Raw genomic sequence first — 21,948 nt, forward strand, 5'->3', positions numbered from 1 at the left:
CTTAAACCTGAAACCACCAACCTTAAAGAATGAATTTATTCCATACTCCATCTACTATCATCATTACCTGCCACAAGCGCATTGCTCCATATCTTGAAGCAGAGGTAAAAGCATTGGGCTTTTCCATTGATGAAGCATTCATAACGGGTATTAAACTGAAGGGAACAATTAGCGATTGCATTAAACTCAATCTTAACCTTTGTTGTGCAAGCCAGGTGTTGTACAGTTTAAAACAATTTACTGCACACGATGGCGATGATATTTACAAGGCACTGAAAGATTTTCAGTGGGAAAATATTTTACCTAATCCTGGTTATTTTTCGGTTACGAGTAATGTAAATAATCCTACTATCAACAACAGCATGTTTGCAAACTTAAGAGTGAAAGATGCTATTGTTGATCGAATCAGAGATAAACGTGGTACCCGTCCTTCAACAGGAGCAGAATTAACCGGAACTGTTATCCATTTGTTTTGGAAGAACGAAGATGCAGAAGTGTTTGTTGATACGTCAGGTGATTCATTAGCCCGGCATGGTTACCGGAAAATTCCAGGTCTTGCCCCTATGCTTGAAGGCTTAGCATCGGCCACCATTTATGCAACGGTATGGGATCGACAATCACCGTTCATAAATCCCATGTGTGGTTCGGGTACTTTGGCAATTGAAGCAGCATTGATAGCAACAAACCGAAGACCAGGATTGTATCGCACCAATTATGCATTCATGCATGTACAAGGCTACGATAAAACCGTTTACCACAAAGAAGATGCATTACTGGAAGAACAGATCATTGATGTGCCGGGTTTAAAAATTATAGCAACTGACTATAATCCCAAAGCAATTGAAAATGCAAAGAAGAATGCAATTGCTGCAGGTGTGCAAAAGCTGATAGATTTTGCAGTGTGCGATTTTGCAAAAACAGAAGTGCCGCAGGATGCAAAAGGAGTGATGATGATCAACCCGGAATATGGCGAACGTCTTGGCGACATAAAAGAACTGGAAGCAACCTATGCACGTATTGGCGATTTTATGAAACAACAATGCGGCGGTTATTACGGCTACATATTCACCGGCAATATGGAGCTGGCAAAAAAGATCGGGCTGAAGGCAAAACGCAGGATAGAATTTTACAACAGCACCATCGATTGTCGCTTGCTCGAATATGAATTGTATAGCGGCAGCAGAAGGGAAGCAAAAGTTGCAGAGTAGTCAAACGAAACCAGCCCTACCCCTCCCTATCTTTGTTCTTCATGCAAACAACACACTATTCCATTATCATTATTGGTGGCGGACCTATTGGTTTGGCTTGTGCAATTGAAGCAAAGAAAGCAGGCATTCCTTATCTCATTTTAGAAAAAGGATGTTTGGTTAATTCATTGTACAACTATCCTGCTAACATGACTTTCTTCTCCACTTCTGAACGATTGGAAATTGGTGATGTTCCTTTTGTATCAGTAAATCCCAAACCAACAAGGGCAGAAGCATTGGAATATTACCGCAGAGTGACGGTTGCTTATAAACTAAACATCAACCTGTTTGAAGAAGTTAATAAAGTTGAACAAACTGCAAACAATTTCGGCATACAAACAACCAAGCAACATTACACAGCCGACTATATCATTATTGCATCAGGCTTTTATGATATTCCTTATTTACTAAATGTAAAAGGTGAAAACCTGCCGAAAGTAACGCACTATTATAAAGATCCTCACTTCTATGCTTTTCAAAAAGTATTGGTGGTAGGTGCAAACAACTCCGCTGTTGATGCTGCTTTGGAAACATGGCGCAAAGGTGCCGATGTAACAATGTTGATACGGGAAAAAGAAGTGGGCGAACGTGTGAAGTATTGGGTGCGGCCTGATGTGGTGAACCGCATTACCGAAGGATCCATCAAAGCATATTACGAATCAAGTATTCTTGAGATCAAAGAACACGAAGTCATTATACAAACACCTGAAGGCATCAAAACAATTGAAAACGATTGGGTAATTGCTGCAACAGGTTATCAACCTAACTTATCTTTTTTGGAAAAGATCGGCATTACTTTATCAAATGATGATGTTCGCAAACCCGACTACAACGAAGAAACACATGAAACAAACGTGCCCGGCATTTATCTCGCCGGCGTTATCTGTGGCGGCATGAACACCTCCCGATTATTTATTGAAAACTCACGAGAACACGCAACGTTGATCATTAGATCAATTAAGGAAAAAATTGGTTGATTACCGGTTGCTGATCCGGGTTTTCCACTCATCACATTCTATTGGTTGTAGCTGTTCCGATTTCAATCATTCACTATTTTCGGGACATTCGTAAACAAACTATAACTCAATCAACATGATCCGAATCGTAATTGCGTTGCTGTTCATAAGCACTACAGTTGTTGCACAGCATAAAGATTCAGTAATGGTGAGCCGCATTATTAAAGAAGCCACCGAAAATTCACAATTAAAAAAACTTGGGCAGGAATTGATGGATGGAATTGGCCCACGACTTGTCGGCACTCCGCAAATGCAACAGGCACACGACTGGGCTGTAGCAAAATATGCAAACTGGGGTGTAACTGCACGCAATGAAAAATGGGGCGAATGGCGTGGATGGCAAAGAGGCGTTACACATGTTGATATGGTGTACCCACGTGTAAAAACATTGGAAGGTATGCAACTGGCATGGAGCCCCGGCACCGGTGGCAAAACAATTACTGCAGATGTGGTGCTTGTTCCTGACCTGGCAGATTCGGTTGCTTTTCAAAAATGGCTACCATCAGTAAAAGGAAAATTTGTATTGATCTCAATGAATCAGCCAACAGGTCGTCCTGATTATAACTGGGATGAGTTTGGCACAAAGGAATCGATTGAGAAAATGAAAAAAGAACGCACTGAAATCACAGACGCATGGACAAAACGAATCAGCAAAACAGGATATACTGCAAGAACACTACCTGCTGCTTTGGAAAATGCAGGTGCTGTTGGTGTAATCATGAGCAACTGGTCGAGAGGTTTTGGTGTAAATAAAATTTTTGGTGCCAACACAAAGAAAGTTCCAACAGTTGATATTGCATTGGAAGATTATGGTTTACTATATCGCTTAACCGAATCTGGTATTACACCAAAGATTAGTGTGCGTGCCGATTCAAAAGAGCTTGGTGTTGTACCAACTTACAATACTGTTGCCGAGATAAAAGGCAGTACAAAACCAAATGAATATGTGATGATGTCTGCACACTTCGATTCATGGGATGGTGGCACCGGTGCTACAGATAATGGTACCGGCACATTAGTGATGATGGAAGCCATGCGTATTTTAAAATTGGTTTATCCAAATCCTAAACGCACAATTCTCGTTGGTCATTGGGGAAGTGAAGAACAAGGTTTAAATGGTTCACGTGCATTTGTAGAAGATCATCCTGAAATTATTTCAAACATACAGGCATTGTTTAACCAAGATAATGGAACGGGAAGAGTGGTAAATATTTCGGGGCAAGGATTTCTTCATGCATACGATTATATTGGCCGCTGGTTAGCACGTGTTCCAAACAAATACAAACAGGAATTGGAAACAAGATTTCCCGGTGCACCAGGTGGCGGTGGTTCCGACTATGCATCATTTGTTGCTGCAGGTGTTCCCGCCTTTTCCTTGAGCTCTAATAGCTGGAGCTATGGCAACTATACATGGCATACCAATCGAGACACTTATGATAAGATCGTGTTTGATGATGTACAGAACAATGCAATTTTAACAGCCATTCTTATTTATATGGCTTGTGAAGATGAAAACAAAACATCACGTGAGCGCATTGTTTTACCTGTTAATCAAAGAACTGGTGAGCCCGGCAAATGGCCTGCACAAACAAAAGCAACACGCAGAGGTGGTTTAGATTAATAACTGCATCTACTGTAAAAAAAAGACGCTCCTCACAATGGAGTGTCTTTTTTTGTGTTCATTCTTTCAGCATTTCATGACGGTAATCAGTAAAAGGACAGATTTTTCTCATCAGCGGCCCGAAAGCACCGAACTAAGTTTGCAGTTGCAAAGAAATCACCCGCCATGTATATCCGTAACAATCTCTTTAAATTCCAAAACGAAATTTCCCGTTGGTCGCCGGCTATTATTTTAACTGCCGCCTATTTAGTCCTCAGCGTACTGTGGATTTTATGGAGCGATACATTAGTAACACAGATTGCCCAAAATAACAACGATCTGCTTGAGCAACTTCAAAATAAAAAAGGTGTAGCATTTGTAATGCTATCAGGCTTCCTGCTTTTCTTAGTGAGCCATTGCCTGCATATCCGCCTCCGTAAAATTGATAAACAACGATGTTCGCTGGAACAAAAGATAGATGCATTAAATATTGCAAGCCGTGGAGGAATGATTGATTATAATATTGAAACAAGAACTGCTCAAATCAATAATAAAATGAAGTTCTTTTTTCCCAGCTTAACGGAGAATGTTCCTGATTTTTTGCTCTTGTTTCTTGAACGCATACATAAAAATGACCGGTCAAGAGTAAGAAGCGAATTTGATGCGGCCATTAAATCCATGCAAGACGTATGGACTACAGAATACCAGGTGCTTGGCTGCGACAGTAAATACTACACAGTGATCAGCAGTGTTTTTTTGATACGGAATGATCAGGGCAGGATTGATCGCATAATTGGTGAGATACAAGACATTTCTCAACTACGAAATCTGCAGGCAGAATATTACAGCCAACAGCTAAAACACAAGCAACGATTGGCGAGCACTATTGTTAAAGCAGAAGAAAACGAACGCAACCGATGGGCACAGGAATTACATGATAATATTTCGCAGATATTAACGGTGATCAATTTATACCTCAGTAACACAAAAGTTAAACTCGATAATAATGTTGTAATGATCGATGAAGCAAAAAAAATGGTGAACGAAGTGCAGCAGGAAATCCGTTTGTTATCCGCTACTATGAAGCCGCCTGTGTTTTCATTGATGACATTAGAGCAATCGATCGAACGATTATTTTCAAATATCAACCGCATTAAAAAAATCAATTTCAGTTTCACAACAAATGAACTTGACGATACAAAACTTAACGATGAGCAAAAACTGATGATCTACCGGGTTGTGCAGGAACAACTAAACAATATTCTGAAATATGCTGAGGCATCGAATGTAATGATCAACTTATATTCTAAACAGGAGATGGTGCATATCGAAATGACGGATGACGGCCATGGTTTTGAAAGTACCAATGTGAAAACGGGTCTCGGTCTCAGGAATATTCAAAACCGTTTACTGATTTATAACGGACAAATGAACCTCGAATCTGCTCCCGGAAAAGGCTGTACATTAACTGCAGCATTTCACTTGTGATTTTTTGTTTGCAAATCATTAACATCTTTCCTTCACAATAAAGAATGCATTGCTTTGTCTCTTTTAAAGCAGTTGATACACTGTGTTGTCAAAGCATTAAGTTTCAATAACTCTATTGAAACAATTAATTTTCCTTAACATTTTTATTTCTTTCTGGCACGGTCTTTCTATATCTAGTGTAGGAAAATGAAACAATATTTTTAAACCGTAAATCCAGAAGTTATGAAACAGATATTTACAATTTTATCGGTAGCAGCAGTAGCTGCAGTAGTAACTATCTCGTGCAAAACAAAAACGACAACAACTGATCAAACAAATGTTTTATCAGCGGTTGACTCAGCAGAGTTTGCTGCTTTCCAGGAATGGAAAGAAGATCAGGAACTAAAAAAGCAAAGAGCAGCGACAACCGTTCGCTACGTAGAGCGCAGACAAACTGTAACTAACGCCTCCCCTGCTGTAGTTACCAATACTAAGCCAGCGAAGAAAAAATGGACCAACGCAACTAAGGGTGCAGTTATTGGTGGTGCCAGTGGTGCCGTAATTGGCGGCGTGGTAAGTAAAAAGAATCGTGTAGCCGGTGTATTAGTTGGCGGTGTACTTGGTGCAGGTGGTGGTTGGGCCATTGGCCGATCCATCGACAAAAAACAAGGCAATTATTAATTAGCATGAACGTTTAATAATAGCGGGGATCATTCATACAATGTTTGATCTCCGCTTTTTCAGTAAAGAAACTTACTCATGAACAGCGTTGATATTTTTCTCGTACTTCTTATTTTAATTGCAGCTTTTATCGGCTACCGTTTTGGAGCATTACGTTTTTTATTAGAATTGTTTAAATGGTCGGCGTCTGTTGTTGCCGGCATTTTGCTTTATACAAACACAGCTGAAGATGTTGTAAAAAAATTGCCTGTATTGAATTACTGGTACCTCCCACTAAGTTTGATCGCAGGATTTATTGTTGTGTATATCATACTATCTGTATTACAACGCATTTTAATGAACGCAACTGACAACGAAACAAGAGTTCGTTTTCTCGACCGGATGACGGGCATTATACCTGGACTGTTATTAGGCATTGTAATAAGTGCCGTTACGGCAAAGCTCCTCACATTTTCAGTGGTTGATGGCATTAGTGCGGAAGCTGAGAAGAGTGAAGTGGCTGCTATGTTATCTCCTTACAGCAATATTGCCGAAAAAGAAATAACACCCCTACTTGAAAAAACGTTTGATGTTGCTCTTTCTCATGGGAAAAAGGAGCCGGAAGTATATGCAACAGATATTTATAGTATCAGGCCCGACCTTGAACAACAGATGTTGCAGCTGGTGAATAGCGAACGTAGAAAAAGAGGTTTGAAAGCGTTGGTTGCTGATGAACCATTACGACATGTTGCCAGGGCACATTCATCGGATATGATGAAACGAGGTTATTTTTCACATGTAACTCCCGAAGGAAAAGATCCGTTTTCCCGCATGAAAAAAGCGGGTATAAATTATAACAAGGCGGGAGAAAATCTTGCTTATGCCGCTACACTTGAAAAAGCGCACCGGGGTTTGATGAACTCTCCCAGTCACCGTGCGGCCATACTCAACAAATCCTTCGGTCGTGTAGGAATTGGCATTATCGACGGGGGCAAATCAGGCTTAATGATAGCGCAGGAATTTAAAGATTAAACTCATTATTTTTCCTCCAAAGGAAAGTTTACACAAAGTAAGTTGGTGCCTTTTTCCGTTTCACTAAATTGAACCGTTCCATTCATTCCAATAATGCGATAGTACACCATACTGCTGATCAGTTTTTTTTCTCTTGCCTGCACGTGGTGGTCACCAGCATCGTCTTCAATACACAGTTTTATTTCATGTTCAACGTTCAACTGAATGTTTACCTGGCTAATTTCTTTTTTTGCCTGGAGAACCTGCAGCCACGATTCTGTAATCTTTGCACAATTCATGGCCTGGCCAAAATTTACTAATTCACTGTTACCACTGATTTGTAATTCTGTTTCAAAGGAATAATCCGAACGATGACTATGTAAAAAGTTTTCCAGCATTACCTGCACCGATGCTGAATCAAGTGTAGAAGGAGTTATACTATAAGAAAGATTTTTAATTTCAGTTAACGCATGACCGATGGATTGGTTAGCTTCTTGTATATATTCCAATCTTCCTCCTTCGTTTATGGCAGCCATGTTTAAATATAGTCGGCTTGCTGCCAGTTCCTGTGCAATATTTTCGTGCAGTTCTTTTGCAACGGATAAATTTTCTTCGTCTTGCTCTTTAATCAATTCACCTGCTGCTTCGTTTTTAATACGGATCAAATCGGCAGCACGTTGTTGAATTACTTTTGATTTAAGTCTTAACTCAAGCAACTTTGTTACCTGGTTCGATAATATTTCTAAAGCCCTCTCCTGCTCAGGATTCAATGTTCTTGGCTTATGATCAAATACACAAATAGTTCCTAATGTCTGGCCCGTTGGAGAAACAATGGGTGCTCCCGCATAAAAGCGCAAATGACTATCTCCTGTAACAGCTGGATTATCGCTGAAGCGCACATCTAAAGTCAAATCAGGAACTATTACAATATTCTTTTGCAAAATGGTATGTGAGCAAAAAGAGATTTTGCGTGAGGTTTCAGAAATTCCTACGCCCTGCTTGGATTTAAACCATTGTCGGTCTTTATCAATGAGCGAAATAAACGCAATGGGGCAATGACAAATAGTTGCAGCTAATTCACGAAGTTCATCATACTCTTTTTCGCCGGGCGTGTCGAGTATATCATATAACTGGAGGTCAAGTAAACGTAATTCTTCAGTTTTGGGTACAGGAGCAATAAGCATAGTATTCATATAAGGTACGTTTGACGGATTACATCATTTACGTACGGTTTTACAAAAAAGATGTTTCGCTCTAGATCGATAAGCATAAAGACATGAAATCCGCTTATTCATCATCAATCATGTGGTTGGCTGGGTAGTGCCACTGCTGTTTAAAACAACAGTTATAAAATCATCAACAAAAGTGCATCAGAAGCATTGAACAGTTTTGTTCAGAAAGATATTTTATACTTAATTTTTCAGCAATTAAGTAATTGCACTTATAAAATTTATTTTTTTCGATGAATTGGAACGCAGATCTCACTTTGTAATCGTCACCTAGATGCAAAGAAACATTTAAACAACACTTGTCTTTACCCCATGTATTGTTTACCTTATTACTGCAAATCATTTTTATAACATCAAAAACTTACAGCTATGCCAATTGTGAAAATAATTGAGGTGATTGCTTCCTCAGAAAAGGGACTTGATGATGCCATTCGCCAGGCCGTGGCCGAAGCTTCAAAGACAGTGCGCAATATTGATTCAGTTTATGTGAAAGATATTAAAGCACATGTAAAAGACGGTGAGGTAACTACTTTTGGATGCGTATGTAAAATATCATTCAGGATAGAATAACAATCAAAAAGAAGCACAGAACGTTGAACAATTTGCTCAGCGTTCTGTGCTTATATATATAAGAATTTAGTTGAGGACCTATTCAACTTCCGTCGAATCTTCAGGCAAGTGATCATATTCACCTTTCAGTGCATACCATCCAAATATGACTAACCCTATTACTATTGGTAAAAAAATACCAATAATGATAACCCATGGCACAGGGTTATTGATATCCTTCTTTCCATTGCTATCTATATTATACCAGGCGGCCATTACAAGAAACACAAAGATTAATGGACCAGCAATCATCCACACCAAACCTGCGTATCGCTTTAATTTGTTCATAGTTTAATCGTTTACGTTAGGATCAATTTTATTATTCAAATACAATGCGCCGATAACAAAACATAAGGCGGCAACAATGATGGGGTACCACAAACCTACCAGCGGATCATCAGGGTAAGTAGCAGTTAACAGCAATCCAATAAATGGAACAAGCCCGCCGAATACGCCATTACCAATATGATAAGGTAAACTCATGGAAGTATAACGGATCTTCGTTGGAAACAACTCCACCAAAAAGGCCGCAACGGGCCCGTACACCATGGTCACAAAAAATATCTGGATGAACACCAGCAACACAAACTTCCAGAAAACAGAAGAAGGTAACACACGGTCTTTGTATTGAATTTGCGCAGGAATGGTTGAACCATTTTGCTTAAGTGTGTCTTTTGATAAAACTGTATATGCCCAGCCATTTGTTGTTTTGTAAGAAGCTGTTGATATTCTCAATGAATCATTCGTTCCGCTAATCAGGCTAGTGGTTACTTTGGGATTATTCGTCATTGCAACATCAACCGTTTCTATTTTAGCCGGATCAACACTATTCAAAAAACTACTGTATATGGGACGATAAAATAATACGCCCAACAACATACCAATAAGCATGATCCATTTACGACCTATCTTATCACTCAGCCAACCAAAGAATACAAAGAAAGGTGTCGCAAATAAAATGGCCCAAAGCAAAATGGTTCTGCTTTGTCCAAATTCAATCATCACTTTTGTTTCCAGGAAGTTTTGAGCATAAAACTGTCCCGTATACCAAATAACTCCCTGCCCCATTACTGCACCAAACAATGCAAGCAATACCATTTTAAAGTTTGCTTTGTGGCTGAAGCTTTCCTTTAATGGATTTGCCGATGTTTTTCCTTCATGCTTCAGCTTCGCAAACAAAGGCGATTCCTTCATCTTCATGCGTATGTATATGGAAACACCAACTAACAAAATAGATAACCAGAATGGATAACGCCATCCACCCCACTCTGCATCAAATGCTTCATTACTCATGCTTGATTTTACAATAAGAATAACGCCTAATGCGACGAACAATCCGAGCGTTGCTGTTGTTTGTATCCAACTCGTATAAAGGCCACGCTTGTTCGATGGCGCATGTTCGGCCACGTAAGTAGCCGCACCTCCATATTCGCCGCCAAGAGCTAAACCTTGTATCAGGCGAAGTAATAAAACAAGAATTGGCGCCAACACACCAATTGATTTATAACCTGGCACAAGTCCTATTAAAAATGTGGCGCTTCCCATCAGCACAAGCGTCAACAGGAAGGTATATTTACGACCAATGAGATCTCCAAGTCTGCCGAACAATAATGCACCAAAAGGACGCACAATAAAACCTGCAGCAAAAATGGCCAGTGTGCTGAGCAATGCTGCTATATCATTGCCTTCGGGAAAAAACTGCACAGAAATTGTTTTGGCAAGCATACCAAAAATGTAGAAATCGTACCATTCAATCAGGGTGCCCATCGAGGAAGCAGCAATCACTTTCCAGATGGAAGAGGAAGCAGTCGTTTGATTCATGCTAGGAAGATAAGAAACAGAATACAAACAAGCGTTAATCCTATAGTTCAGTGTCACTTATACCATAGTTTCAAATCAAGTCACGCAATAAACAGAATCATTATAACAATGATTATCCACCAGGGAATCTAAAAGCTTTGGCATGATTTTTTAACTATTCCTAATTGCTAATGATATTTTCAGCTTTGTGATATATCGTTCTCTGTCGAACAGTGGCAATGAAATTGTAGTGACATATTGCAACCCTTCTTGAAACGAAAAATAGGTTTCACTTCTATATATACATGGAAAGCGACACCTGTAAGTGTCGCTTTTTCTTATTACATGTACCCTCTTCTTTTCCTTTACCCTTAGAGTAAAACCTAAACAATGCTTTATAAATATGTGAAAGTTGTAAGAACTCAACTGAATCATGTAAGGAATTTATAGTAAATGATAGTCAGATTTGTAAGACTACATATTGTTAACAGTTAAACACTCATATCATGGACAAACGTGAAACTATAACCGAAAATAAAGAGGAGACAGAAAAAGCATTAAAGCAGAAAACAAACCAGGATTTCAACGGCAAAAAACCTTTGCCCAACGACCCTGATCTAAAAAAAGAAAAGCCGGAACCGGAAGTTCCCGGCATTGAGGATAAAAAAAAGAACAGCGGCAGCGGGGTTGATGAAAAGCAAAAAACAAAAGGCTCGTCAGAAGAATACAAACCGGAACAGCCCGACACAACCGATAAACCACTTAATGAAAAGCCAGATGAAACTGTTGCAGGCGACTCCGATGCACCCACTATTTTAAATAAACAGGACGATGGAAAAGTTTTTTAAAAACTATTGACAGGCAAAAAATTGTATAACCGCTAAATATTTAAACTATGAATCTAACAAAGTACGTCAGCTTTTTATTGATTGCAATGATGACAATGCTCAGTTCTTGTGAACTTGTTCAAGGTATTTTCAAAGCCGGCATGGGCTTCGGAATTTTTATTGTGGTGGCAATTATAGGTTTGATCCTGTTTTTAATTTTCCGGATGGGAAGAGGTAAAAAGCCATGACAAAAAAATATTGATATCAACTATTGACCAACTAAAAGAACAAGATGAATAAATTTTTCAGAGCATTAATTGCAGGATATGGCGCAAAAAAATTAGGAGGCGGATGCTTAAGTACAATTCTTATTTTCATTGTTATATGGGTAGTACTCGGGAAGTGCGATTCCTGACAAAGTTTTTTTTGCAGACAGATCATAAATAAAATATCCTGCACGTTTGGTGCAGGATATTTTTGATTTGCTCTCATAACCGGCATTAAGCCATCATCTCTTCTTTCGCAACTTTGCTGTAATCATCAGCAAGTTTACGTTGTACTTCAAATGGCAAAGGCTCGTAATCGAGAAAATGCATACGGAATTTTGCACGCCCCTGAGTAAATGAACGCAGGTTGCTGCTATAGTCCTGCATTTCCGCTAATGGAACTTTAGCAATCACTTTCGTAAAATGCCCTTCGGTGTCCATCCCTTCTACCATGGCACGACGAGTTTGCAAATCGCCGATAACAGCACCAGTGAGATCTTCGGGGCAAAGTACTTCCACATGATACATCGGTTCCAGTATCTGCGGATCGGCTTGTTGAAATGCCTGTCGGAAAGCCTGCAGTCCTGCAATCTTAAAAGAGATATCATTACTATCAACCGGGTGCATCTTACCATCATACACACTTACTCTAACATCACGCACATAAGAACCCGTAAGCGGACCTTCGTTCATTTTCTCCATCACTCCTTTTAAGATAGATGGCAAAAAGCGAACATCAATCGCACCGCCCACAATACAGTTATAATAAACCAACTTACCACCCCATGGCAAATCATGCACTTCCCTGCCACGAACATTCAGATCGGAAGGTTCGGGCATTCCTTCATGCCATGGTTCAATACGTAAATGTACTTCACCAAACTGCCCATTACCTCCACTTTGTTTTTTGTGACGATACATACTATCGGCACTACGACGAATTGTTTCACGGTATGGAATGCGTGGTTTTGCAAACTTCACTTCCAGTTTGTGCTGGTGTTCAATTTTCCATTTGGCAACAGACAAATGCATATCGCCCTGGCAATGGATCAACGTTTGTCTTAACTCCTGGGATACTTCCACTCTAAATGTGGGATCTTCATTACGGAGATCATGTAAAGCTTCGGCCAGCTTTTCTTCTTCGCCTTTCTTTACACTTTCAATGGCCATGGTAAGATTGGAAGCAGGAAAATCAATTGGAAGCAATTCAATATCTTTTCCTCTTTCGTGCAGTGTATTATTTACATGCGTGTTGCGGAGTTTCAACGTTGCTCCAATATCACCAGCGGTGAGTTCGTTTACCTGTGTGCGTTTGTTTCCTTCTACAATAAACAGCTGGTTCATTTTTTCGGCAACACCGGTTGATTCATTTACCAATTCCATTCCTGCTTTAATAGTGCCACTGTAAACTTTAAAGAAAGACAGTTCGCCCACATGCGGTTCGCTTACAGTTTTGTAAATGAAAATGCAACCTGGTCCTTTTTCATCGCAAGACAACGTTGCACCTGCTTTTGTTTTTTGCGGAGGCATTTCATTGGCGCTTGGGCAAACATTATCAATAAAGCCCATTAAACGACCACTACCCATATTACGTTCACCAGATAAACAGAACAATGGAAACAGGTCGTGATTGATCATCGCCTTTTTCATACCAGCTTTTATTTCATCTTCATCAAGCTCACCTTTATCGAAATACTTTTCCATAAGTGTTTCGTCATTACCTGCAACAGCTTCAATTAATTCTTTGTGTAAATTATCGGCTCTCTCTTTTTCTTCATCCGGAATAGGTAATTTTTCCGGCTTGCCTCCTGCATCTTTAAACTTATACATGGTCATACGCAGTACATCAATAATTTCATGAAAACCTGCTCCCTGTTGCCGTGGGTATTGCACCACTGTAATGTTTGAACCAAAATGAGCTTTTGCTTCAGCAACTGTTTTTTCAAAATCAGCTGCATCTTCATCAAGTTTATTTACTGCAAAGATCATGGGTGTTTTAAACTGTTCGGTATAATCCCAGATAATATCCGTACCCACTTCCACACCACGACTTGCATTCAATAACATAACACCAGTGTCAGCAACACGCAATGCACTTATTACTTCGCCAACAAAATCATCATAGCCGGGTGTATCAATAATATTGATCTTATAACCCCGCCATTTGCTGTGTAAAAGTTTTGAAAAAACCGAATTGCCTCTTTCCTGTTCCAATTCATGATAATCGGCAACAGTATTGCGTTCTGCTACTGTGCCTCTGCGGTTAATAATGCCTGCTTCGTATAGCATGCACTCCGCTAATGTTGTCTTACCGGAACCTGCGTGGCCCAGCAAGACAATGTTTTTTACGTGTGAGGTATCAAAGTCTGCCATAACATTCATTTTTTAAAATGTAAACAATCACCTGCATACATGGGCATGTAAGTACAAGCGTTACCGTACAAGGGAACAGATAGAATTTGAATGGGTGGCTGGGGGAATGTCTTTGATAGATGTAGTAAAGGCAATTACAATTATGCCTTAGCAACGAAATTTCTAAAATCGCTTCTTAATTCATTTAACGTATGTTCCAGTATTTCGTATTGTCCGTGCAGCTCTTCATGCTCCTGCATTGCCGCTTCTGATGGATGACCGCTTGATGGATCTTTTTCTACCTGTAGTCGTCGGTCGTGAGTTTTGATGGCTTGTTTCAGATCGTGAATGTTGATCTGCTGAATGTAAAACTGGTTGTGATAATGTTCCACTTCGGTAAGGACTTCCTTGTCTTTTTCTCCGCTTGCCATGAGTTGAAGCTGATCTCTCAGTTGACTCATTTCATTGCGATAGGAACGCAGATGCTCCCTCCAGGAGCTGCATTCCCTGTTAAGCTGTGTTGTGTCTGTTGAAACCATGGGAAACAGTTTTAATTGTGATTAAATAAGATATCATCAAAGAGCTAAATAAATTTAGTCAATACATCTCATAAAACCTATAAAAAAACTGATGATTTACGCACAAAAAGAAAACATCATTTATGCATAAAATAGAGTTTCGAACGTTAATTTAGCGCTCAATTAATTTCTATGAAACCAAACTGCTTACTAACCGTATTTTCCCTGATGTGTATCATTAGCCTGCATGCGCAGGATCATCAGCTACGAAAACCCGAACTTATTTCTTACAACATCAGTCTTTCTGATTACCGTTTTCCACAACTCATTAAAGATTCAACCGCCAGCAAAGCTTTTGACCAGGGCGATTGGTATAAACCATCCAACAAATCATTTGGATTTGGCTTCAGTTACTGGCGTGGATTAACACAAAAGATAGATGCTTCGGGAACAATGACCGGTACGTTCTCTAACTTCCCCGCCAATTTTGTAAAAGACGATTCAATTGGCCAAGCAAGATTCAGCACACAACTTGATGCATTGCTTCATATAAGAGCTTTTAAAGACAAATCTCCAGTTAATCCATTTTTAACGGCTGGTTTGGGCATTGGTTATTTTCCTAAACAGTTTGCCGCTTACGCTCCTTTAGGTGTGGGTTTACAATTTCATGCAAAGTCAGGTGCCTATTTTTTCCTGCAGGCACAATGGCGCAAGAAATTAACCAATGGTATTAACAACGATTACCTGCATTACAGTTTCAGCTTTGCACAGCAAAATCCGTTTGAACGAAAAAAGAAAGTGAGCGAAGCGACTGTGGTAATTGCAGTTGAACCAGTATTGCCTCTCGATGCTGATGGCGATGGTTTTGCCGATGCAAATGATAAATGTCCTGCTGAAAAAGGAACGCTCAATGGCTGTCCGGATACTGATGCAGATGGTATTGCCGATAAAGATGATGCATGCCCCAACGACAAAGGCACATTGAATGGCTGCCCCGACACAGATAATGATGGCGTGGCCGATAAAGATGATAAGTGTAAAGATGTGGCAGGACTTGCACGTTACAACGGCTGCCCTATTCCTGATACAGATGCTGATGGCATAAATGATGAAGAAGATAAATGCCCAACGCAGTCAGGTATTAGTGCTAACGGAGGTTGTCCCGAAATAAAACAGGAGATAAAACAGAAAATTGATTTTGCAGCAAAGAATATTCTTTTCCAGTTTGCAAGCGCTGTTATTTTAAAATCATCTTTTGCACCGTTAAACGAAGTAGTAAAGGTTTTGAAAGAAAATCCATCATTGAAATTAACGATCGATGCGCATGCTGATAATGTAGGTACTACTGAACGGAATTTGTATTGGAGCGAACAAAGAGCAAAAGCTGTGGCCGATTATTTCATCAGCAAAGGAATTGCAGCAGAACGTATTACATACAAAGGTTATGGCGACGCTAAGCCCATTGCCGACAACAAAACGGCAAAAGGAAGGGCGTTGAACCGAAGGGTTGAAATGAAAGTTGACTATTAAGTAAATATTACTAAACAAAAAAGCGACAGACTTGCGTCTGTCGCTTTTTTATTTTATGAAACATGGGTGTGCATTATTGGCATAACGCTTGCAAAGGATATTCCACCAACATCTCCTACTCTGAAGACTGCATCATTCAATTTCATCATTTAAAAAAACAAAACAAATGAAAACAACATTTCAACGATGTTTTATTCTGCTTGCATCTGTATTGGTGCTGGGAGCGGTAGCATGCAAAAAGAAACTAAAGGACGCCGACATACAGGCCAATATTGAATCGGTTCTTAATTCTGATCCTGACATGAAAAGAACCATGGTAATTGTGAAAGATGGTGTAGCCACCATTAGCGGCGAATGTAAAGATGAAGCCTGCAGGGCAAGATGCGAAGATGCCGTAAAAAAAGTTGAAGGCGTAAAATCTGTTATCAACAACTGTACTGTTGCGGCAGCGCCCACTGTTGTTGTACCTCCGGTTAGTGATGCGTTATCGCAGGCCGTTGCAGATGCGGTAAAGGATTACCCAACGGTTAATGCACAACTCGATAACGACGTGCTGACATTGACTGGTGAAATTAAACGAGCTGATCTTCAAAAACTGATGATGAGTTTAAATGCATTAAAATCCATGGGGCTGAAAAAAATTGAGTCAGCCGGGTTAGTAAAAAAATAAACAAGGAGGAAACATATTATGGCACTACAAGATAAATACAGAGAATTGGTTGACGCTGCCAATTCAGTTGGAGTAACTAATCTGCAGGTACGTGAACAGGATAATGTGTTATATATTGATGGCGAAGCCACGGGATCAGTAAAGCAACAATTGTGGGATATTTATGAAAAGATAGACCCTGATTATTCTTCAGGCGATCTTATGCTTAACATCAACAGCGTTGCTGGTGTGGCAGAAGGAAGCAAGTTGAAAGTAACAACCAACAACAGCAACCTCAACATTCGCAGCGGGCCAAGCACTAATGATGATATTGTAGGCAAGGCAGCAAGGCACGAATTAATTACATTGGTGCGTAAAGAAAACGATCAGTGGTGGTATATTAAAACAGATAATGGTGAAGAAGGTTATTGTTTTACGCAATACCTCACACCCGTAGCATAACAACTGATAAAATCAAAAGAGGCTTTCATTAATGAAAGCCCTTTTTTTATTTCAATATCAATCAACAACTTTATTTCTATTGACGTGATCGCCGATCCGTTCAAGCAACTGTGCTATGTCAAAAGGCTTTTCAATACTATCATTGGCGCCCGCTTCGGCAGAAAGCTTTTTCAAACCGGGAGTAGCGGATATAATGATCACAGGAATCAAACGTGTACTATCGGCACCTTTCAACTGCTTACACAACTCAAGCCCATCTGCATCCGGCATCTGCCTGTCAATTAAATACATGTCAGGATAATGGTCAGGTTCAGCATGAATAAAACTTCCATTTGGCCACAATTCCACTTCATAACCCGCCCTTTCAAGTATCATGGATAGTACATCACGTATGCTCTCATCATCATCTGCAATTAGTATTCTCTTTTTCATATAAAAGGTAATGGGCGCAAAGTCCAAGCCATGTTTTGCAAGAACAGAGGCAATTGAACATCAAATTGAAAACCGGGGTTTTAATTTCCTGTTGCTATAGGAATAGCTTTACCTTTAACTCCATGACCATGAACAATCAACAAAAGTTTTTATAAGTTTTCAGGATCGCCGGAAATACTTTCAAAAGTTTAGTTCCTCAACCAGGTCAAAGACCAATTCAATGAGCAAAAGTTCCGCAAAAGATGACATTGACGACTCTAATCAGGGAAAATTTTCCATTGTAGCCCTAGGTGCATCCGCCGGTGGTATACAGGCATTAAAACAATTCTTCAGCAGTGTTAAAGAAGATTCGGGCTTATGCTACATCGTTATTCTTCATCTTTCACCCGATCATGATAGCCAGTTAGCTGAAATATTACAAACAGCCTGCAAAATGCCTGTAACACAGGTAACCGAAATCACGATAGTAAAGCCCGATCATGTATATGTTATTCCACCTAACAAGCATTTGAATATGGTGGATGGAAAGTTAAAAGTACTGAACAACAGTTCGGTTGAAGACAGGCGTGCACCGGTTGATATATTTTTCCGCACGCTGGCTGATTCGCATCAGCAACGTGCCATCGCTGTTCTTTTATCAGGCACCGGCGCTAACGGCTCCATGGGTTTGAAAAGAATAAAAGAAAAAGGAGGCGTTGTGTTTGTGCAGGAGCCAACTGAAGCGATGTTTGATGATATGCCACGTCATGCTATTGCTACTAACTTAGTAGATGAAATTTTACCCGTGAGCGAAATGGCTGCACGCATACTCCAATACAAAAACAATTTTGAAACGGGTCATATTGAAATAGAGAAAGAGAATAATATTGATGCACACACCAAAGCATTGCATGATGTATTTACATTGCTTCGTGCACACACAGGTCATGATTTCAGTAATTATAAACATCCAACGTTATTAAGACGGTTAGAGCGACGTATCAACATCTTTAACTTCCCCGATCTCATTACCTATGTTGCTTACCTGCGACAGAATAAAGATGAGATAAACGCATTGCTGAAAGATCTGCTGATATCGGTTACCAATTTCTTTCGGGATACAAATGCATTCAGCCGCATCAAGGAAAAAGTGTTGCCCGAAATATTGAACGGCAAAGGAGCGATGGATGAAGTAAGGATATGGGCAGCCGGTTGTGCCACTGGTGAAGAAGTGTATTCACTCGCCATCATTTGTGCCGAATTGTTAAGCGATGTTGTGGGAGCGCCGAGAATACAACTATTTGCAACCGATATCGATGAAGCAGCTATTCGGCATGCAAGAGAAGGTTTGTATTCGCTCAATGATATTGCCGATGTATCACCTGAAAGAACAAGCAAATACTTTAAAGAGGAAAGCAATGGTTATCGCATAAGGCGGGAGATAAGAGAAATGATCCTCTTTGCCACACACAATTTTATTAAAGACCCGCCATTTTCCAGGCTCGACCTTGTTGTTTGTCGAAATGTGTTGATCTATTATAATAAAACAGCCCAGCAACACGCCATTCAAACATTTCATTTTGCACTAAAACCCGATGGATTTTTATTTCTTGGTTCATCCGAATCGGCTGAAGGATCAGGTGATTATTTTGAGAAATTCGATCGGCAGCATCATATATTCCGCAGCCGTAAGAAATACAACCGTCCACCATTACCAATCGCACAACTCACTCCTGCAGATATACCGGAGCTGGGTGTTAATACACTTGAAAGAAGATTTCATCGCTCCGATGTAAGATACCATGAACTGCACCAGCGCTTGCTTGAAGAATATGCGCCACCTTCATTAGTAGTAAATGAAGAGAATGAGATCGTTCATCTATCCAACAATGCCAGTCGCTACCTTGAAATAAAAGGTGGCGAACTTTCGCAAAACCTGTTGAAGCTTGCTAAGCCAGATATAAGAGTGGAGCTGCGTTCTGCATTGTACAAGGCATCGCATGAAAAAAAGCCCGTAGAGATCAAAGCCATCAAAGTAAAAATTGATGGTGTGGATGAGGTCATCAACATATTTGTAAAACCGGTTTTTGGGGATGATAGTACCAAACACGGTTACCTGCTGGTGATATTTGAACCAAGCACAAGCGAAAGCGGCAACGAAGAATATGTTGTGATGAATAACGAAGTGTATTCGCAACAGCTGGAAGATGAGATCATCCGTTTTAAAGACCAGATAAAAGCATCGGTTGAGCAACACGAGTTCCAGGCCGAAGAATTAAAAGCTTCCAATGAAGAATTACAGGCGTTGAATGAAGAGTTACGTTCATCCGCAGAAGAACTCGAAACAAGCAAGGAGGAATTGCAATCGGTAAATGAAGAATTGCTTACTGTGAACCAGGAACTGAAAGTAAAAATTGAAGAGACGAGTATATATTCAAACAATCTTCAAAACCTCATCAACTCTGCAAGCATTGGCACTATCTTTCTCGACAGAGGTTTGCGTGTGGTATTGTTTACACCCACTGCAACAGATATTTTCAACCTGATACCTGCTGATACAGGAAGAATGCTTTCTGATATCACACACAAACTCGAGTACAGCAACATTGGTAAGGATGCAGAACTTGTGCTTGGCCGTTTGCAAAACATCGAAAAAGAAGTAACAACTACCGATGGCCGAACTTATATTATGCGGTTGCTCCCCTACCGCACCAACGAAGACCAGATCAACGGTATCGTTATCACCTTTATTGATATTTCAGAACGTAAGCGTCACCAGGATTTGTTACAACTTTCTGTTGAAAAATACCGTTCGCTTTTTAATTCTATTGATGAAGGTTGCCTTATTGCTGAAGTAACACATGATGAAGCAACCAACACCATTGATGTGATATACACCGATGCAAATGTTGCGGCAGAAAAACTTACCGGCATCAGTTATAAAAATCGTCGCCTGCGTGAAGTGGAACCCGACCTTGAACCCTATTGGCACGAACGATACCTGAATGTGGTAAAAACTGGTGAGAGTGTACATAGTGTCAGGCAAGTGAATAGCTTAAAAGCATGGCACGATATAAAAGTATTTAAAACAGGAAATTCAGGCGATAACACGATTGCCATCCTTTTCCAGGATATTACTGAAAGTAAGAATGCAGAAGACCTCATCAGGTTATCAGAAGAAAGACATAGAGTAACCTTGCAGGCTGCAGAAATGGGTGCGTGGGATCTGAATGTTGCTGATAATATTGTTGAATGGAATGATCAGCATTATTTCCTGCTCGGCCTTTCTCCCACCGATTCTAAAAAAACGGTTGAATATTTCCTGCAGTTCATACATCCTGATGATGTTGATATGGTATCAGAAAAATTTAACACAGCCATTGCTGCTGCTGATGTTTTTCATGCAGAGTTTCGCATAAGGCGTGCTGATAATGGAAACATACGTTGGATGAGTGGTTACGGACGAACCATTGAACAGGAAAACGGCAAGGCCTCACGCATGGTGGGCGTTTTGTATGATATCACCAACAGTAAAAAACTGGAACAACAAAAAGATGAATTTATTGGCATAGCGAGTCATGAATTAAAAACGCCTATCACCAGCATTAAAGGTTATGCGCAACTGTTAGAACAAACCTACCAGGAAGAAGGCGATACCAAACACAAACTCTTTGTCAATAAAATGGGCCGGCAGGTCGATCGTTTGGTAAATCTTATCAGCTCATTGCTCGACACCACAAAAATATCGGAAGGGCAAATGCAGCTACAGAAAGAATCAATTGATTTGAATACCCTTTCTTCCGAGATCATCAGTGATATGAAGTTGATGGCTGGTCTGCATGAATTTGAATTTGTACCGGGTGACATACCTGCTGTGCAAGCCGACAGGGAACGAATTGCACAGGTGATCAGCAATTTTATTTCAAATGCCATTAAGTATAGTCCTGATGGTTCTACAATAACTATAAGCACAGAACAATTGAACGGTGTTGTTAAACTTATTGTATCGGACAAAGGAATGGGCATTCCTGATGATATGAAAGAGAAAGTGTTCAACCGCTTTTTCCGTGTAAATAATCCACACTTGCATAATTTCCCCGGCCTGGGTCTTGGTCTTTACATCTGTGCAGGTATTGTGAAACGACATGGTGGCGCCGTGGGCGTTGAGAGTGAAGTAAATAAAGGTTCTGATTTTTATTTTACGCTACCAGTTGAATAAACATTTACAACTGAGAGCTTGTTCCAAAAAGTTTCGCCTGTTAAAAAAAAAAACATGCCGATAGATTATTCATCA

18 protein-coding genes are annotated in these 21,948 nt (G+C 40.0%); 12 read left to right on the forward strand and 6 right to left on the reverse strand.

All coding sequences use genetic code 11. From position 1 onward, the window contains the following. Positions 1 to 29: 29 nt before the first annotated feature. The 6 genes from ACO1QW_RS02400 (at position 30) to ACO1QW_RS02425 (ending at position 7,022) form a co-directional block, all read left to right on the forward strand. A complete protein-coding gene (locus tag ACO1QW_RS02400) occupies positions 30 to 1,208 on the forward strand; it encodes a THUMP domain-containing class I SAM-dependent RNA methyltransferase (protein WP_486255342.1) in 1,179 nt (392 codons plus the stop codon). 41 nt (positions 1,209 to 1,249) lie between these two features. Continuing rightward, entirely contained in the window at positions 1,250 to 2,224 is a 975-nt protein-coding gene (locus tag ACO1QW_RS02405) for a YpdA family putative bacillithiol disulfide reductase (protein WP_486255344.1), read from the forward strand. A 115-nt stretch (positions 2,225 to 2,339) separates the two neighbouring features. Beyond that, positions 2,340 to 3,884: a M20/M25/M40 family metallo-hydrolase gene (locus ACO1QW_RS02410; RefSeq protein ID WP_486255346.1), complete on the forward strand. Its 1,545-nt coding sequence runs from the start codon at positions 2,340 to 2,342 to the stop codon at positions 3,882 to 3,884. A 165-nt stretch (positions 3,885 to 4,049) separates the two neighbouring features. Further along, on the forward strand, positions 4,050 to 5,351 hold the full coding sequence (locus ACO1QW_RS02415) for a sensor histidine kinase (RefSeq protein WP_486255347.1): 1,302 nt from the start codon (positions 4,050 to 4,052) through the stop codon (positions 5,349 to 5,351). 222 nt (positions 5,352 to 5,573) lie between these two features. Then, positions 5,574 to 6,011: a glycine zipper domain-containing protein gene (locus tag ACO1QW_RS02420; protein ID WP_486255349.1), complete on the forward strand. Its 438-nt coding sequence runs from the start codon at positions 5,574 to 5,576 to the stop codon at positions 6,009 to 6,011. 78 nt (positions 6,012 to 6,089) lie between these two features. Continuing rightward, the gene (locus ACO1QW_RS02425) at positions 6,090 to 7,022 is read left to right on the forward strand and encodes a CvpA family protein (protein ID WP_486255351.1); all 933 of its coding nucleotides are present in this window, start codon (positions 6,090 to 6,092) and stop codon (positions 7,020 to 7,022) included. Positions 7,023 to 7,027: 5 nt separating this feature from the next. Here the strand turns inward: ACO1QW_RS02425 and ACO1QW_RS02430 are convergent, their stop codons facing one another. Continuing rightward, positions 7,028 to 8,194, reverse strand: coding sequence for a GAF domain-containing protein (locus ACO1QW_RS02430; RefSeq protein WP_486255352.1), 1,167 nt, complete (start codon positions 8,192 to 8,194; stop codon positions 7,028 to 7,030). 405 nt (positions 8,195 to 8,599) lie between these two features. Here ACO1QW_RS02430 and ACO1QW_RS02435 point away from each other — a divergent pair, with 405 nt between their 5' ends. Beyond that, positions 8,600 to 8,800 carry a dodecin family protein gene (locus tag ACO1QW_RS02435; protein ID WP_486255354.1) on the forward strand — a complete coding sequence of 67 codons (201 nt, stop codon included), beginning with the start codon at positions 8,600 to 8,602 and terminating at the stop codon, positions 8,798 to 8,800. 78 nt (positions 8,801 to 8,878) lie between these two features. Here ACO1QW_RS02435 and ACO1QW_RS02440 read toward each other — a convergent pair whose 3' ends face one another. Further along, positions 8,879 to 9,127, reverse strand: a complete 249-nt coding sequence (locus ACO1QW_RS02440; protein WP_486255356.1) for a DUF6814 family protein — start codon at positions 9,125 to 9,127, stop codon at positions 8,879 to 8,881. 3 nt (positions 9,128 to 9,130) lie between these two features. Beyond that, positions 9,131 to 10,660 (reverse strand): MFS transporter, encoded by a 1,530-nt coding sequence (locus tag ACO1QW_RS02445; protein ID WP_486255358.1) that lies wholly within the window; start codon positions 10,658 to 10,660, stop codon positions 9,131 to 9,133. A 485-nt stretch (positions 10,661 to 11,145) separates the two neighbouring features. Between ACO1QW_RS02445 and ACO1QW_RS02450 the strand changes: the two genes are divergently transcribed. After that, positions 11,146 to 11,487 carry a hypothetical protein gene (locus ACO1QW_RS02450; protein ID WP_486255360.1) on the forward strand — a complete coding sequence of 114 codons (342 nt, stop codon included), beginning with the start codon at positions 11,146 to 11,148 and terminating at the stop codon, positions 11,485 to 11,487. A 479-nt stretch (positions 11,488 to 11,966) separates the two neighbouring features. Here the strand turns inward: ACO1QW_RS02450 and ACO1QW_RS02455 are convergent, their stop codons facing one another. Beyond that, the gene (locus ACO1QW_RS02455; RefSeq protein ID WP_486255362.1) at positions 11,967 to 14,105 is read right to left on the reverse strand and encodes an elongation factor G; all 2,139 of its coding nucleotides are present in this window, start codon (positions 14,103 to 14,105) and stop codon (positions 11,967 to 11,969) included. 140 nt (positions 14,106 to 14,245) lie between these two features. Beyond that, positions 14,246 to 14,623 carry a hypothetical protein gene (locus ACO1QW_RS02460; RefSeq protein WP_486255364.1) on the reverse strand — a complete coding sequence of 126 codons (378 nt, stop codon included), beginning with the start codon at positions 14,621 to 14,623 and terminating at the stop codon, positions 14,246 to 14,248. A 171-nt stretch (positions 14,624 to 14,794) separates the two neighbouring features. On the opposite strand from ACO1QW_RS02460, the gene ACO1QW_RS02465 reads away from it, so the two are divergent. From ACO1QW_RS02465 to ACO1QW_RS02475, 3 genes are all read left to right on the forward strand, one after another. Continuing rightward, positions 14,795 to 16,132, forward strand: a complete 1,338-nt coding sequence (locus ACO1QW_RS02465) for an OmpA family protein (RefSeq protein ID WP_486255366.1) — start codon at positions 14,795 to 14,797, stop codon at positions 16,130 to 16,132. A gap of 166 nt (positions 16,133 to 16,298) precedes the next feature. Next, the gene (locus tag ACO1QW_RS02470; protein WP_486255367.1) at positions 16,299 to 16,802 is read left to right on the forward strand and encodes a BON domain-containing protein; all 504 of its coding nucleotides are present in this window, start codon (positions 16,299 to 16,301) and stop codon (positions 16,800 to 16,802) included. 18 nt (positions 16,803 to 16,820) lie between these two features. After that, the gene (locus ACO1QW_RS02475) at positions 16,821 to 17,243 is read left to right on the forward strand and encodes an SH3 domain-containing protein (protein ID WP_486255369.1); all 423 of its coding nucleotides are present in this window, start codon (positions 16,821 to 16,823) and stop codon (positions 17,241 to 17,243) included. Between the two features lie 57 nt (positions 17,244 to 17,300). On the opposite strand, the gene ACO1QW_RS02480 is transcribed toward ACO1QW_RS02475, so the two are convergent. Then, complete coding sequence (locus ACO1QW_RS02480; protein ID WP_486255371.1) at positions 17,301 to 17,675, reverse strand: response regulator; 375 nt, start codon at positions 17,673 to 17,675, stop codon at positions 17,301 to 17,303. Positions 17,676 to 17,895: 220 nt separating this feature from the next. Between ACO1QW_RS02480 and ACO1QW_RS02485 the strand changes: the two genes are divergently transcribed. Next, positions 17,896 to 21,873 carry a chemotaxis protein CheB gene (locus tag ACO1QW_RS02485; protein ID WP_486255372.1) on the forward strand — a complete coding sequence of 1,326 codons (3,978 nt, stop codon included), beginning with the start codon at positions 17,896 to 17,898 and terminating at the stop codon, positions 21,871 to 21,873. Positions 21,874 to 21,948 lie beyond the last annotated feature (75 nt).

The sequence above is a fragment of the Lacibacter sp. genome (assembly GCF_057361365.1).